Raw genomic sequence first — 14,623 nt, 5'->3', positions numbered from 1 at the left:
GATTCGCGAAGGGTCAGCGCCGGATGAACTGGTCGTGCAGAAGCAGGGTGGAGAGCATGCCGACAAAGGCCATATTGTCACCAAAGCCGATGACTTTTCCAGCGCGTGCCTTGTCGAACAGGCGGATCGCCGCCTGCGGGTCGAAGTAGCCCGCATCTTTGAGGCGCGCCACGCTGAACAGGTCGGCCACGTAATCGACGGGTTCGCCATTGTGAAAAAAACTCTGGCTGTCGGGGGCGCGGTAAGGTTGCTTGGTGCGATGGCGCAGCGCGTCGGGCAGCAGGCCGTCCATGCTGCGTTTGAGCAGGTATTTCTCCACCAGCCCCATGAGTTTGTAGCGCGGAGGAAGCTGGCTGGCGAAGGCGATCAGCCGGTGATCGAGGAAGGGAAAACGGGTCTCGATGGACTGCGCCATGGCCATGCGATCGCCCTGCGAACACAGCAGATAGCCCGACATCAGGGTATGCGCCTCGATGTACTGATCCTGGCAGAGCGGCTCCCAGCGGGAGATGTCGGCAGGGAGTTGCGCGGCGATGGTGGCGATGGGGTCGGCCGCAGTGGCCGCGGCGCGCCATTCCGGCGACAGAAAACCGGTGATGCGTCGCGTGGTGGTCCAGCGCGGCAGGTGGGCGAACCAGGGCTCGCGGAAATGCGCTTCGCCCTCGCGGAAAAAACGCTCGGTCATCGTCCGGCCGGCGGCCGGGGAGTGTTTGAGATAGGGGTAGAGGCGTTCGAGCAGGCGGGGGCGCCAGCGCGAAGCGGGCTGCCGGGCCATGAAGCGGCGCACCCGGGCTTCTTTGAACAGGTCGTAGCCGCCGAAGACTTCGTCGGCGCCTTCGCCGGTGAGCGCCACCTTGTAGCCCGCGGCGCGCACCCCGGCGGCCAGCAGCATCATGGGCGCGGGGGCTGTGCGCACGATGGGTGTCTCAGTGTGGGCGATGGTGCGCGGGAAGGCGGCGGCGATGTCGGCGCGGGTGCAGTGCACCGTGGTGTGATTGGTGCCCAGGTGGCGTACGAGTTGCTGCTGCCAGGGGCTTTCGTCGAATTCGGCGTCGTCGAAAGTGAGGGAAAAAGTGCGCAGCGGCGTGTCGGTGTAGTGGCGGATCAGGGTGGTGACGATGGAAGAATCGAGGCCGCCGCTGAGGTAGGCGGCCACGGGCACATCGGCACGCAGTTGCAGCCGCACCGCGTCGATCAGCAGGTCGCGCAGCTCGTCGGCGCAGGCGGCGGCCGAGCGCTCGTCTTCGATCGGGGCTGGGGGAAAGCTCCAATCCCAATAGCGGCGCGTCTGCGTGCCGCGTGCGTCGACCGACATCACATGGCCGGGCGGCAGAGACTCGATGCCCTCGAACACGGCGTGCGGCGGCAGGGGTGCCCAGTAGGTGAAGACTTCGCCCAGCGCTTTCGCATCCAGACGGCGCGGCACTTCGGGCAGGGCGAACAAGGCCTTGACCTCGGAGGCAAAGGCCAGACCGCCCGGCACGCGAGTGTGAAACAGCGGCCGGATGCCGGTGCGGTCGCGCGCTAGCAGCAGGCGCTGACGCGGCCCGTCCCACAGGGCGAAGGCGAACTGGCCGTTGAGCTGATCGACCAGCGCATCGCCGTGGTCTTCATACAGGTGCACCAGCACTTCGGTATCGGACTGCGTGGCGAAGCGATGGCCGCGGCGCTGCAGCTCGGCGCGCAGTTCGATGTAATTGAAAATCTCGCCGTTGAAGACCACCCACACCGTGCCGTCTTCGTTGCACATCGGCTGGTCGCCGCCGGACAGGTCGATGATGCCCAGGCGGGCGTGGGCCAGACCGATCGGTCCTTTGTTGTAGAACCCCTGCTGATCAGGCCCGCGGTGATGCAGCTGGCCGATCATCGCGGCAAGCTGCGCGGGATCGATGGGCGCGTTCCAGTTCAGGCGACCCGCAATGCCGCACATGGCCGCTTTCAGCCGCCGATGTAAGACATCTCAACCCTGCGCTCGGCGCGCTGGGCAAGACCTGCCGCCGTGCCGCGCAGCAGGGAATATCGGTCATCGCGCGCCGTCCAGACCTGCGCCAGCGCGGCGCGCAGCTGCTCGTCGCTGACCGGGGCCAGGCCGCTGCGCGGATCGCCGCGCAGCAGGGCGCGCACGTCGTGGCCGTGGGTGGCGAACAGGCAGAGGTAGAGCTTGCCTTCCATCGACAGCCGGGCGCGGTTGCAGTCGCCGCAAAAGGCGCGGGTCACGCTGGAAATCACGCCGATCTCACCCCCGCCATCGTCGTAGGCCCAGCGCTGGGCGGTTTCGCCGGCGCTGTGCGGCTCCAGCGGATGCAGCGCATGGACGGCGTGAATGCGGTCGATGACCTGTTGCGACGGCAGCACTTCGTCCATGCGCCAGCCGTTGGTGTTGCCCACATCCATGTATTCGATGAAACGCAGCACCACGCCGGTGCCGCGGAAATGTTCGGCCATCGGCAGTATCTGCGCATCGTTGGTGCCGCGCTTGACCACCATGTTGACTTTCACCGGCCCGAGGCCCGCGGCCAGGGCCGCGTCGATACCCCGCAGCACTTCGGCCACGGGGAAGTCGACATCGTTCATCTGGCGGAAGGCCGCATCATCCAGCGCGTCGAGGCTGACGGTGATGCGATCGAGCCCCGCCTCCTTGAGCAAGGTCGCCTTGCGGGCGAGGATGGAGCCGTTGGTCGTCAGCGTCAGTTCGGGCGCCAGACCCTCCGGGGTGCGCAGGCTGTGCAGCATCTCCACCAGTCGTTCGAGGTTTTTGCGCAGCAGCGGTTCACCGCCAGTGAGCCGGATTTTGCGCACGCCCAGAGACATGAAAACCTGGGCTGCGCGGGTGATTTCTTCGAAGCTCAGCAAGTCGGCATGCGACAGGAATTCATAGTGCTTGTCGAATATCTCTTTCGGCATGCAGTAGGTGCAGCGAAAGTTGCAGCGGTCGGTCACCGAGATCCGCAAATCGTGCAGAGGGCGGTGAAAACGGTCGGTCGGCTGCTGCGGCGCGCTGCCGGTGTCGGCAGGGACGGACGGCACGCTTGTCGCGTAATGATGGTCGACGATGGGAATGATGCGTTCGGACATATCGCCATTATCGACAAAGCGGGCGGGCGCCGCGCTGTTTCGGCCCTCGGGCCTGTTCACATCACGGAAATTCGCAAGGCCAGGGCGAAGGTGGCGAGCAGCATGCCGAGCACTGCGCCGACGAGGACATCGGAGAGGTAATGCAGCCCCAGAATCAGCCGCGAAGCAGCGATCAACAGGGCAAACGGCACGGCGATCCAGCCCAGTATCGGGGCGAAAAACAGGATCTGCAGGGTGAAGTTCACCGCATGCAGGGTGTGGCCGGAGGGAAAGCTGAACTGATCGAGCGGGGGTTCGCTGAGCACGATGCGATGGCAATGTTCGCTCGGGCGCGGACGGGCCGCCAGACGCTTGATCGACCAGTACAGGCCGGTGCCGATGAACGTGGTCACGATTAACCAGAGGATCGGCGAGATCGCCTCGCGCCCATCGAGCCAGAGCAGCAAACACAAAATGGCCGCCCAGCCCCAGCCGTTGCCAAGGCGGCTGATGGCGGAAAAGAAGCGGCGCACCCAGGCCTGCCGACTCAAACGATTGGCCGCAAGGGTCAAGCCTTCTTCCCATTGCAGATAACGCTGAAGCAGGCTGGGCTGTCGCTGTTGCATGGTTGATCTGGGGCGCTGTTGCGGGATGGTGGAGGCGTGGCGAGATTGTTGCACTGCAGACTTAGCCACGGTTGAGCCGACGCGCATCTCGGCTGCCTCTACCATTGTGTCATCAGCGCAAGGCAGTCAGCCAGGAATCGACGGACGGCCTGCTGCGCTTTATTCTCAAGGATAGACATGGCATACACCATCGAACTTTCGGGCCGCGTCGCCCTGGTCACCGGAGCATCGAGCGGGCTCGGCTGGCGATTTGCCGAGGTACTGGCGCAGGCGGGGGCCGCCGTGGTGCTCAGCGGTCGGCGCATGGAGCGGCTCAAGGAACTGCGGGCCCGCATCGAAGGGCAGGGGGGCGACGCCCATGTGGTCGAACTCGATGTCACCGATAGCGCCAGCATTCGCGCGGCGGTGGCGCATGCCGAGACCGAGATGGGGCCGATCGACATCCTGGTGAACAACGCGGGCATTTCTGCGCAGCAAAAACTGCTCGACGCCACACCGGAAGATTTCGATGACGTTTTCGGCACCAATGTGCGCGGCGCATTTTTTGTGGCGCAGGAGGTGGCGCGGCGCATGGTGGCGCGTTCGCTGGGCGTGACGCCGGGCACCTGGGCCGGCGGGCGCATCATCAACGTGGCCTCGGTGGCCGGGCTGCGAGTCATACCCAAGCTGGGGGTCTATGCCATGAGCAAGGCCGCCGTGATTCACATGACGCGGGCGATGGCGGTGGAGTGGGGCAAGTACGGCATCAATGTCAACGCCATCTGTCCCGGCTATATCGATACCGAGATGAACCACCATCACTGGCAGACCGAGGCGGGCCAGCGTCTGATGCAGATGCTGCCGCGCAAACGCCTGGGCAAGCCCGAAGATCTCGACGCCATGCTGGTCATGCTCGCCAGCGGGCAAAGCAGCCTGGTCAACGGCGCCATCCTGACGGCTGATGATGGCTTTGGCATCTGAGGAAAAGCCCGATGCGATTCGAAATCCCTGAACAAAAACAACTGGTTCACACCCTGACCCTGCCCATACGCTGGGGCGATATGGATGTGATGGGCCATGTGAACAACACGATCTATTTCCGCTACATGGAAATCATCCGCCTGGAGTGGCTGCGCGAAACCGGCGTACCCGCCAACACCGCAGGGCTGGGGCCGGTGATCGTCAACGCTTTCTGCAATTTTCAGATCGAATTGAAGTATCCGGGCGAGGTGCTGGCGCGGCTCTACACCACCGATGTGGGGCGTACCAGCTTCGACACCTACACCTTGCTCAGCCGCACCGACGATCCCGACACGATCTACGCCAGTGGCGGTTCGCGCGTGGTCTGGGTGGATTTTCCGCGGCGCAAGAGCGCGCCCTTGCCCGATAGGCTGCGTGAATTGCTCACGCAGCATGCCGACTCAAACTGACCTCTATTCGAGAGATTGCGTCATGCCAGATTCCGAAACCAACCAGCCGCTTTGGTTGCCCTCTCCGCAGCGCATCGCCGCTTCGCACGTCGAGGCATTTCGTCATTGGGTGAATGAGCGCCACGGTCTGCATTTGCAGACTTATCAAGACTTGCTCGATTGGTCGATCGCCGAGCAGGCCCAGTTCTGGGACGCGGTGTGGGAAACCTCCGGCGTGATCGCCGAGCACAAAGGCGAGCGGGTGCTGATCGACGCCGACCGTATGCCCGGTGCGCGCTTTTTCCCAGACGCCCGCCTCAACTTCGCACAGAACCTGCTGCGCCGCAATGACGACGCCATTGCGCTGCATTTCTGGGGCGAAGATCAGGTGCAACGCCGCCTGAGCTGGCGCGAATTGCACGCCGAAGTCTCTCGGCTGCAGCAGGCCTTGAAGCATTGGGACGTCCAGCCCGGAGACCGGGTTGCGGCCTATATGCCCAATATGCCCGAGACGGTGATTGCCATGCTCGCGGCCACCAGCCTCGGCGCCACCTTCACCTCCGCCTCGCCCGACTTCGGGGTGCAAGGCGTGCTCGATCGTTTCGGCCAGACCCTGCCCAAGGTGCTGATCGCCTGCGACGGCTATTTCTACAACGGCAAAACCTTTTCCAACCTGCAGAAGCTGGCCGAACTCGTGCCGCAATTGCCCTCGCTGGTGAAAACCGTCGTCGTGCCCTATGTGGCGCAGGCGCGCGGGCAGAGCTTGAGCGTGGCGGCGATTGCCGGCGCTCAGGTGTGGGAGGATGCGCTCGCGCCATTGACCCCGCAGGCGGTGCAATATGCGGCGCAGCCCTTCGATCATCCGGTCTACATCCTGTATTCAAGCGGCACCACCGGGGCGCCGAAATGCATCGTGCATCGCGCGGGCGGCGTGCTGCTCAAGCATCTGGCCGAGATGCGGTTGCAGGCTGATATTCATCCCGAAGACCGCGTGTTCTTTTTCACCACCTGCGGCTGGATGATGTGGAACTGGCTGATGTCTGCGCTCAGCCAGGGGGCGACGGTTTGCCTTTACGACGGCTCGCCCGGTGTGCGCGACAACGCCATTTTGTTCGACTACGCCGATGCGGTGGGCTTCACGCATCTCGGCACCTCGGCCAAGTTCATCGAGGCGCTGGGCAAGTCGGGCATCGCGCCGATGCACACGCACCGCCTCAGCGATCTTCGCACCCTCATGTCGACCGGCTCGCCGCTGGCGCCCGAAGGCTTCGACTACATCTACGGCAAGGTGAAAGCCGACATCTGCCTCAGTTCCCTGTCGGGCGGCACCGATCTGGTGGCCTGTTTCATCGCCGGGTCGCCCATGAACCCCGTCTGGCGCGGCGAGATTCAGGCCTGCGCTCTGGGCATGGCGGTGATCGTGGCGGGTGACGACGGCAAGCCTTTGCCGGACGGGCAAAAAGGCGAGTTGGTCTGCACCAAGCCCTTTCCCTCCATGCCGCTGGGTTTTCTGGTGGACGGCAGTCTGGAAAAAGGCGCGCAGAAATACTTTGACGCCTACTTCGCGCAGTTCCCGAATGTATGGTGGCATGGCGACTACACTCAACGCACCTCGCATGGCGGCTACATCATTTTTGGCCGCTCGGATGCAACGCTCAATCCCGGCGGCGTGCGCATCGGCACGGCGGAGATTTACCGCCAGGTCGAGCGCATCGACGCGGTGCTCGAATCGATCGTGATCGGCCAGAACTGGCCACCCGGTACTTACGGCGATGTGCGCGTGGTCCTGTTCGTGCGTCTGCGCGACGGCGTGGTGCTCGACGAGGCGCTGATCGACGCGATCAAGCGTGAGATTCGCAACAACACCACGCCGCGCCATGTGCCCGCGCGGATCGTGCAGGTGCACGATATTCCGCGCACCAAGAGCAACAAGATTGTGGAAATCGCGGTGCGCAACCTGATTCACGGCGACCCGGTGAAAAACGTCTCGGCGCTGGCCAATCCCGAGGCGCTCGACGAATACCGCGCCTTGCGTGCCGAACTTGAGCGGGCTTGAACGGCTAACTCCTGCGCCGTAAGGTACAGGTGCGGCTGATCCAGAGCTTGCGCAATGGCGTCAGGCTGATGCGTTGGTGCAGTACCGCAAAGTCGGCCCGCTCGATTTCGCTCAGCAGCGCCTCCGATATGGCGCCAAGAGCCAGTAGAGGTGCGGTCTGCGCGGCAGGGTAGGGTGTGAGCGCGCCGCGAGCTGTGCTCAAAGCCGTGCGGGCCAGTGTGGTTTGTTCCTGCAGCAAGGCACGAATGGGCGGGCTGACCACGCGCTGCTGCAAGTCCACCGCCTTGACCCCATGCCGCTGCAGGGCATCGAGCGGCAGATACACCCGGTCCTGCGCGACATCACGCCCCAGATGCCGGATATGACTGGTCAATTTCAGCGCCACGCCCAGTTCCTCCGCAGCGTCCAGGGCCGGAGGCGCGGTCAGCCCAAGCAGCGCTGCCGCATTGTGCAGCGTCTGCCCACTGCCCGCCCGGCAATAGTGCACGAGCGCGGCCCGATCCATCCACCGGTTCTGTTGCAGGTCGATGTCCACGCTTTCGATCAGGCCGAGCAGCGCCTGTGGCCGCAGACCCTGATCCCGAAAACATCTCCCGAGAGCACGCAGGCAAGGGTGCTCTGCCTGGTCTTGATCGAGCGCCAGCATCTGCGCATGCCACCAGGCCAGCTTGGCTTGTGCGACACCCGGGTCGCTGACCGTGGTGACGATGCTGCGCACCTGCACATGCACGTCCAGCAACAGCGTCAGCGCCGCACGGCGCGCGGGCGGGCAGCGTTGCAGCGCGTAATAAGTCGACGAGCCGGGGGGCGGTTTGGCGCAGGAATCAGGGATTTGAGGCGGGGGCATGTTGAGCGCTGCATCAGGCAGGCTGGAGGCAGCTAGAATACCCGATTGCCCAAAAATCAATGCCGCAGTGAATAGGCCGCACTGAATAGCCGCCTTCCGAGGTGAGCCCCAGTTGAGACCGAGTTGAAACATAAGGCGCGAGCGTAAAGTTTTTGGCGACAGATCACCCCGCGAGGGTGGCGAAATTGGTAGACGCACCAGGTTTAGGTCCTGACGCCTTCACGGGCGTGGGGGTTCGAGTCCCCCCCCTCGCACCAACCGGCAAGCGCAGGCTTGGCGGTCTTTGATCCCTTTTTTGAACACTGGACTTTCCCCATGACTGTCGAAACCCTGGACAAACTGCAGCGCCGTGTGACCGTGACCGTGCCCAAGGCCGCTGTGCAGAACGAAATCAATTCCCGCCTGAAGAATCTGAGCCGCACGCTGCGCCTGCCCGGCTTCCGCCCGGGCAAAGTGCCGATGTCCATGGTGACGCAGCGCTACGCGCCGTCCGTCGAGATGGAAGTGCTGCAAGACAAGATCGGCAACGCGTTTTACGACATCGCCACCAGCGCCCGTCTGCGCGTGGCGGGGGCGCCGGAATTCAGCCCCAAGACCGAAGGGATCGAAGCGGACGTGATGGCGTTCGATGCTGTGTTCGAGGTCTATCCCGACGTGCAGATCCCGGATCTCTCCACCCAGGCTATCGAACGCGTGACCGCCGAAGTGGACGAGGCCGCCATCGACAAAACCATCGAAGTGTTGCGCAAGCAGCGCACCCAGTTTGTGACGCGTGGCGAAGCCGCGCCGAACGGTCAAACGTCCGAAGGGCTGGAAGTGCAAGACGGAGATCGCGTCACCGTCGATTTTGAAGGTCGCATCGACGGCACCGCTTTCGAAGGCGGCAAGGCCGAAGGTTTCACTTTCGTTCAGGGCGAAGGCCGCATGCTGCCCGAGTTCGAAGCCGCCACCAAAGGGCTGCAAGCCGGGCAAAGCAAGATTTTCGAACTGCACTTTCCTGAGGACTACCAGGGGCGGGCCGTTGCCGGTAAGACGGCGCAATTCACCCTGAAAGTCACCCAGGTCGAATGGCCGCTGCTGCCCGAAGTCGATGCCGATTTCGCCCGGGCCTTGGGCGTTGAAGATGGCGACGTGCAGCGTCTGCGCGACGATATCCGCAGTAACCTGAGCCGCGAGGTCAAATCGCGTCTCACGCAGCGCAACAAGCTGGCCGTCATGGATCTGCTGCAAAAGGCCGTTGCGGTCGATCTGCCCAGCGCGCTGGTGCAAAACGAAGTGAATGAACTGATGGCCAGCGCCCGTCAGGATCTGGCCGAGCGCGGTATGAAAGATGCCGACAAAGCTCCGCTGCCGCCCGAATTGTTCAAGGAGCAGGCTGAACGTCGCGTGCGTCTGGGCCTGATCGTTTCCGAGTTGGTCAAGCAACACGACCTGCAAGCCAAGCCCGAACAGGTGCGCGCCTACGTTGAAGAACTCGCTGCCAGTTACGAACAGCCGCAGGATCTGGTGCGCTGGTACTACGCCGATCAGGAGCGCATGGCACAGGCCGAAGCCATCGTCATGGAAAACAACGTGACCGACTTCGTGTTCGCACAGGCGCAGACGATGGACAAATCGCTCGGTTTCGATGAGCTGATGGGCCAGAACTGAGCCCGTTGGTCATACTGATGAGCGCCCCAGGGCCGGGCTGCGCCCAGCCCGCCTCCCCGCGGTGGATGAGGCCCGCGGCTCCGAGCTGCCCTGCGGCAGCTTGGACGGAGCCGAATCCGAGCGGCTTGCAAGCCGCGAGGTGGACAAAGAAACTTGGGGCGGCCCTGCGTTTCCTTGAGAGCCGCTGTGCGCGCAGGCGTGCAGCGGCTTTTGTGTTTTAGGGCCGCTGTTGCGCCTACCGCAAACCCGGTGCGGAAATCCCGCACGCTGGCATCGGTAGAGCAAAGTGCGTGCTAATCTGTGTCCACCTTCACGTTTTTTTCTTCCATGAGCGCTACTGACATTCAAAACCTGGGCCTGGTGCCCATGGTCATCGAGCAAAGCGGCCGCGGTGAACGCGCCTATGACATTTACTCGCGGCTGCTGCGCGAGCGGGTGATTTTTCTGGTCGGCCCCATCAACGATCAGATGGCCAATCTGGTCGTGGCGCAATTGCTGTTTCTCGAGTCGGAAAATCCCGACAAGGATATTTCGCTCTATATCAATTCGCCCGGCGGCTCGGTGTCTGCCGGCATGGCGATTTTCGACACCATGCAGTTCATCAAACCCGACGTGTCCACCTTGTGCACCGGCATTGCCGCCAGCATGGGCGCCTTCCTGATGGCGGCTGGCGCAAAGGGCAAGCGCTACTCGCTGCCCAATTCGCGCATCATGATTCATCAACCCTCTGGCGGGGCGCAGGGCCAGGCGACGGACATCGAGATTCAGGCGCGCGAAATTCTCTATCTGCGCGAAAGACTCAACGGCATTCTTGCCGAGCGCACGGGCCAGACCCTTGAAAAAATTGGCATCGACACGGAACGCGACTTTTTCATGTCGGCCGACGAGGCCAAGGACTATGGCCTGATCGACGAAGTCATCTCCAAGCGCTCCTGATCCTCACCCTCCAAGTAGACACACGCCCATGGCTGAGAAAAAATCATCTTCCGGTGAAAAGACCCTGTACTGCTCGTTCTGCGGAAAGAGCCAGCACGAGGTCAAGAAACTCATCGCCGGCCCTTCGGTCTTCATCTGCGATGAGTGCATCGACCTGTGCAACGAGATCATTCGCGATGAAGTGACTGCAACGGACGCCAATGGCAAGGTGGTGAACTCCGATTTGCCGACGCCGGCTGAAATCAAGGCTATTCTCGATCAGTATGTGATCGGGCAGGAGGCGGCCAAACGCATCCTGGCTGTCGCGGTGTACAACCACTACAAACGGCTCAAGCACATCGGCCAGACCAGCGATGTCGAGCTGGCCAAGAGCAACATTCTTCTGGTGGGGCCCACGGGTTCCGGCAAGACCCTGCTGGCGCAGACGCTGGCTCGGTTGCTCAACGTGCCCTTCGTGATCGCCGACGCCACCACACTGACCGAAGCCGGTTATGTCGGCGAAGACGTCGAGAACATCATTCAAAAGCTGCTGCAGAACTGTAATTACGAAATCGAGCGGGCGCAGCGCGGCATTGTCTACATCGACGAGATCGACAAGATCTCCCGCAAATCGGACAACCCCAGCATCACGCGGGATGTGTCGGGCGAGGGCGTGCAGCAGGCTTTGCTCAAACTCATCGAAGGCACGATGGCTTCGGTGCCGCCACAAGGCGGGCGCAAGCACCCCAATCAAGATTTCATTCAGGTCGATACGACCAATATTCTGTTCATCTGCGGCGGAGCATTCGACGGTCTGGAAAAGGTGATCCGCAATCGTTCCGAGAAGTCGGGCATCGGATTTTCGGCCACGGTCAAGACTCAGTCTGAGCGCAGTGTCTCCGAGACTTTTCTTCAGGCCCAGCCGGACGATCTCGTCAAGTTCGGCCTGATTCCCGAACTGGTGGGGCGTCTGCCGGTGGTGGCTGCGCTCGAAGAACTTGACGAGCCCGCGCTGGTCGAAATTCTCACGGCGCCCAAGAATTCGCTGGTCAAGCAATACCAGAAGCTGTTCGAGATGGATGGCATCAAGCTGGAGTTTCGCCCGGCCGCACTCGATGCGATTGCGCACAAAGCGCTTGAGCGCAAGACCGGTGCGCGCGGGCTGCGCTCCATCGTAGAGCAGGCTTTGCTTGACCTCATGTTCGACCTGCCCAATGCGCAAGGCGTGGCGAGCGTCGTCGTTGACGAAAACGTGATCACGTCAGGCGCCAAGCCGCTGCTCATCTACCAGGATGCGGCGAAGGCGTCCTGAGCCTGACGACAGCCAGCGGGCGGTTGCAAGCGCAGGAGGTCGCCAGTATCGCTGGCTTGTAAATTCAGCCTGAGTCCCCATCTGCACACCAACTTATTTTCGGGTGACCTACATGTCAGATACCCCTGAGCAAAACACCGACCTCACTGCGTTGCCGCTGCTGCCTCTGCGCGATGTGGTCGTTTTTCCCCATATGGTGATTCCCTTGTTTGTGGGGCGTCCCAAGTCGATCAAGGCGCTGGAATCGGCCATGGAAAGCGGCAAGCAGATCATGCTGGTCGCGCAGAAGGCCGCGGCCAAAGATGAGCCCAAGCCCGACGATTTGTTCGATGTGGGCTGTCTTTCGAGTATTTTGCAGATGCTCAAGCTGCCCGACGGCACGGTCAAGGTGTTGGTTGAAGGTGCGCAGCGGGCCAGCGCCCTGAACATCCGAGACAACGGCGACTATTTCGCCTGCGAAGCTGTGCCTATCGAATCCAGCTCGGAAACCAGCGCGGAATCCGAAGCGATGCGGCGCGCGGTGGTAGCGCAGTTCGACCAGTATGTGAAGCTGAACAAAAAAATCCCGCCTGAAATTCTCACCTCGATTTCCGGCATTGACGATCCGGGCCGTCTGGCTGACACCATCGCCGCACATCTTCCGCTCAAGCTGGAACAGAAACAGTCTGTGCTCGATCTGCACGACGTGCATGCGCGTCTGGAAAATTTGCTTGAACAACTCGAACGTGAAGTCGGCATTCTTCAAGTCGAAAAGCGCATCCGCGGTCGGGTGCGCCGCCAGATGGAAAAAAGCCAGCGCGAGTACTACCTGAACGAACAGGTCAAGGCCATCCAGAAAGAGCTGGGCGAGGGCGAAGACGGCGCGGACATCGAAGAGATCGAGAAAAAGATCAAGGCTGCGCGCATGCCCAAAGAGGCCAAGAAGAAGGCCGAAGGCGAGCTCAAAAAACTCAAGCTCATGTCCCCGATGTCGGCTGAAGCCACGGTGGTGCGCAACTACCTCGACGTGCTGATCAGCCTGCCCTGGTCCAAGAAGAGCAAGGTGCGCCACGATCTGGCATTTGCCGAGGCGGTGCTGGAGGAAGATCACTACGGCCTTGAAAAGGTCAAGGAACGCATCCTGGAATATCTCGCGGTTCAACAGCGCGTGGACAAGGTCAAGGCGCCGATTCTTTGTCTGGTCGGCCCTCCGGGGGTGGGCAAGACCTCGCTGGGTCAATCCATCGCTCGCGCGACCGGGCGCAAGTTCGTGCGCATGGCCCTGGGCGGCGTGCGGGACGAGGCCGAGATTCGTGGTCATCGCCGCACCTACATCGGCGCCATGCCCGGCAAGATCCTGCAGAGCCTGAACAAAGTGGCGGTTCGCAACCCTCTGTTCCTGCTCGACGAGGTGGACAAGCTCGGCATGGATTTCCGCGGCGATCCGTCCTCTGCCTTGCTGGAAGTGCTCGATCCCGAACAGAACCACACCTTCAGCGATCACTACGTCGAGGTTGATTTCGACCTGTCCGATGTGATGTTTGTCGCCACCTCGAATTCGCTCAACATTCCGCCGGCGTTGCTCGACCGGATGGAGGTCATTCGTCTGGCCGGCTACACCGAGGATGAGAAGGTCAGCATCGCCCAGCGCTATCTCCTGCCCAAGCAGATGAAGAACAACGGGGTAGAGAAAGACGAACTCGACGTCACGGAAAGCGCCATTCGAGGCCTGATTCGCTACTACACGCGCGAGGCGGGGGTGCGCTCGTTGGAGCGTGAGATTTCGCGCATCTGCCGCAAAGCCGTCAAAGGACGCTTGCTGAAAACCTACACCGATCAGGTTGTGGTCACCGAAGACAACCTTCACGACTTCATCGGCGTGAGGCGTTTCAACTTTGGCATCGCCGAAAAACAGAATCAAGTCGGTCAGGTTGTGGGCTTGGCCTGGACCGAAGTCGGCGGCGATTTGTTGACCATCGAGGCCACCGCCATGCCTGGGAAAGGCGCCATTTTGCGCACCGGCTCTTTGGGCGATGTGATGAAAGAATCGGTCGAGGCCGCTCGCACCGTGGTGCGGGTTCGCTCACGACGCCTTGGCATCAAGGACGAGTTGTTCGAGAAGCGCGATCTGCACATTCACGTCCCCGAAGGCGCGACGCCCAAGGATGGTCCGAGCGCCGGCATTGCCATGACGACTGCGATCGTCTCCGCGATGACGGGCATTCCCGTCAAGGCTGAAATTGCCATGACCGGCGAAATCACCCTGCGAGGTGAGGTGCTTGGAATCGGCGGCCTGAAGGAGAAACTCCTCGCGGCGCTGCGAGGAGGGATCAAGACGGTGCTGATTCCCGAAGAAAACGTCAAGGACCTGCAGGAGATGCCTGAAAACGTGAAAGCCAACCTGAGCATCATCCCGGTGAAATGGATTGATCAGGTCTTAGACCTGGCGCTTGAGCGCGTTCCTGTGGCACTGGAAGACGAAGTTCCCGCCAAGCCCGTAGAAGTGCCAGTCGCACCCGTGGATGCGTCGGTTTCCGAGACTGCGCGTCACTGAGCGGGTCACCAAAAGCCCAACGAAATAGCACTTGCAACGACGGAAAAAATCGGTATAGAATGCTGTTTTGCTTTCGGGGGTATAGCTCAGCTGGGAGAGCGCTTGCATGGCATGCAAGAGGTCAGCGGTTCGATCCCGCTTACCTCCACCAAGTAAATTCAAGCAATATTTGAAGGTTTAGTCCCCTTCGTCTAGAGGCCTAGGACACCGCCCTTTCACGGCGATAACACGAGTTCGAATCT

The 14,623-nt window shown here is 61.9% G+C and carries 11 protein-coding genes and 2 tRNA genes; 9 read left to right on the top strand and 4 right to left on the bottom strand.

What is annotated here, in order from left to right; translation table 11 throughout:
* Positions 1-13 precede the first annotated feature (13 nt).
* Genes asnB through ABT24_RS03410 form a run of 3 tightly spaced genes read right to left on the bottom strand, consistent with a single transcriptional unit; the run spans position 14 to position 3,680 of the window.
* A complete protein-coding gene (asnB, locus tag ABT24_RS03420; protein ID WP_276731532.1) occupies positions 14-1,930 on the bottom strand; it encodes an asparagine synthase (glutamine-hydrolyzing) in 1,917 nt (638 codons plus the stop codon).
* An 8-nt stretch (positions 1,931-1,938) separates the two neighbouring features.
* Complete coding sequence (gene moaA, locus ABT24_RS03415) at positions 1,939-3,075, bottom strand: GTP 3',8-cyclase MoaA (RefSeq protein ID WP_156055167.1); 1,137 nt, start codon at positions 3,073-3,075, stop codon at positions 1,939-1,941.
* 56 nt (positions 3,076-3,131) lie between these two features.
* Positions 3,132-3,680: a phosphatase PAP2 family protein gene (locus ABT24_RS03410; RefSeq protein WP_231836145.1), complete on the bottom strand. Its 549-nt coding sequence runs from the start codon at positions 3,678-3,680 to the stop codon at positions 3,132-3,134.
* Positions 3,681-3,857: 177 nt separating this feature from the next.
* Here ABT24_RS03410 and ABT24_RS03405 point away from each other — a divergent pair, with 177 nt between their 5' ends.
* Genes ABT24_RS03405 through ABT24_RS03395 form a run of 3 tightly spaced genes read left to right on the top strand, consistent with a single transcriptional unit; the run spans position 3,858 to position 7,124 of the window.
* Positions 3,858-4,640: an SDR family oxidoreductase gene (locus tag ABT24_RS03405; RefSeq protein WP_156055171.1), complete on the top strand. Its 783-nt coding sequence runs from the start codon at positions 3,858-3,860 to the stop codon at positions 4,638-4,640.
* Positions 4,641-4,651: 11 nt separating this feature from the next.
* Entirely contained in the window at positions 4,652-5,089 is a 438-nt protein-coding gene (locus ABT24_RS03400) for an acyl-CoA thioesterase (RefSeq protein ID WP_286737341.1), read from the top strand.
* A gap of 22 nt (positions 5,090-5,111) precedes the next feature.
* Positions 5,112-7,124 carry an acetoacetate--CoA ligase gene (locus tag ABT24_RS03395; RefSeq protein ID WP_276731523.1) on the top strand — a complete coding sequence of 671 codons (2,013 nt, stop codon included), beginning with the start codon at positions 5,112-5,114 and terminating at the stop codon, positions 7,122-7,124.
* Between the two features lie 4 nt (positions 7,125-7,128).
* Here the strand turns inward: ABT24_RS03395 and ABT24_RS03390 are convergent, their stop codons facing one another.
* Positions 7,129-7,971, bottom strand: coding sequence for a squalene/phytoene synthase family protein (locus ABT24_RS03390; RefSeq protein ID WP_276731518.1), 843 nt, complete (start codon positions 7,969-7,971; stop codon positions 7,129-7,131).
* A gap of 170 nt (positions 7,972-8,141) precedes the next feature.
* Between ABT24_RS03390 and ABT24_RS03385 the strand changes: the two genes are divergently transcribed.
* From ABT24_RS03385 to ABT24_RS03360, 6 genes are all read left to right on the top strand, one after another.
* Positions 8,142-8,228: transfer RNA gene (locus ABT24_RS03385), tRNA-Leu, on the top strand.
* A gap of 58 nt (positions 8,229-8,286) precedes the next feature.
* Entirely contained in the window at positions 8,287-9,621 is a 1,335-nt protein-coding gene (gene tig / locus ABT24_RS03380) for a trigger factor (protein ID WP_276731513.1), read from the top strand.
* Between the two features lie 327 nt (positions 9,622-9,948).
* A complete protein-coding gene (clpP, locus tag ABT24_RS03375; RefSeq protein WP_013106041.1) occupies positions 9,949-10,557 on the top strand; it encodes an ATP-dependent Clp endopeptidase proteolytic subunit ClpP in 609 nt (202 codons plus the stop codon).
* Positions 10,558-10,585: 28 nt separating this feature from the next.
* Positions 10,586-11,848 (top strand): ATP-dependent Clp protease ATP-binding subunit ClpX, encoded by a 1,263-nt coding sequence (gene clpX / locus ABT24_RS03370; protein WP_276731510.1) that lies wholly within the window; start codon positions 10,586-10,588, stop codon positions 11,846-11,848.
* Positions 11,849-11,960: 112 nt separating this feature from the next.
* Positions 11,961-14,381, top strand: coding sequence for an endopeptidase La (lon, locus tag ABT24_RS03365; RefSeq protein ID WP_276731506.1), 2,421 nt, complete (start codon positions 11,961-11,963; stop codon positions 14,379-14,381).
* Positions 14,382-14,456: 75 nt separating this feature from the next.
* Positions 14,457-14,532, top strand: a tRNA-Ala gene (locus ABT24_RS03360).
* The last annotated feature ends 91 nt before the right edge of the window (positions 14,533-14,623 follow it).

This window comes from Thiomonas sp. SCN 64-16 (genome assembly GCF_001725585.1).
GTDB lineage: Bacteria > Pseudomonadota > Gammaproteobacteria > Burkholderiales > Burkholderiaceae_C > Thiomonas > Thiomonas arsenitoxydans.
The sequence above is the reverse complement of the archived record's forward strand: the minus strand, read 5'-3'. Positions and strand labels throughout refer to the sequence as shown.

Bases quoted from the DNA above. Each gene is read 5' to 3' on its own strand.
- asnB (WP_276731532.1), bottom strand. From the start codon at position 1,930: ATGTGCGGCATTGCGGGTCGCCTGAACTGGAACGCGCCCATCGATCCC.
- moaA (WP_156055167.1), bottom strand. From the start codon at position 3,075: ATGTCCGAACGCATCATTCCCATCGTCGACCATCATTACGCGACAAGC.
- ABT24_RS03410 (WP_231836145.1), bottom strand. From the start codon at position 3,680: ATGCAACAGCGACAGCCCAGCCTGCTTCAGCGTTATCTGCAATGGGAA.
- ABT24_RS03405 (WP_156055171.1), top strand. From the start codon at position 3,858: ATGGCATACACCATCGAACTTTCGGGCCGCGTCGCCCTGGTCACCGGA.
- ABT24_RS03400 (WP_286737341.1), top strand. From the start codon at position 4,652: ATGCGATTCGAAATCCCTGAACAAAAACAACTGGTTCACACCCTGACC.
- ABT24_RS03395 (WP_276731523.1), top strand. From the start codon at position 5,112: ATGCCAGATTCCGAAACCAACCAGCCGCTTTGGTTGCCCTCTCCGCAG.
- ABT24_RS03390 (WP_276731518.1), bottom strand. From the start codon at position 7,971: ATGCCCCCGCCTCAAATCCCTGATTCCTGCGCCAAACCGCCCCCCGGC.
- tig (WP_276731513.1), top strand. From the start codon at position 8,287: ATGACTGTCGAAACCCTGGACAAACTGCAGCGCCGTGTGACCGTGACC.
- clpP (WP_013106041.1), top strand. From the start codon at position 9,949: ATGAGCGCTACTGACATTCAAAACCTGGGCCTGGTGCCCATGGTCATC.
- clpX (WP_276731510.1), top strand. From the start codon at position 10,586: ATGGCTGAGAAAAAATCATCTTCCGGTGAAAAGACCCTGTACTGCTCG.
- lon (WP_276731506.1), top strand. From the start codon at position 11,961: ATGTCAGATACCCCTGAGCAAAACACCGACCTCACTGCGTTGCCGCTG.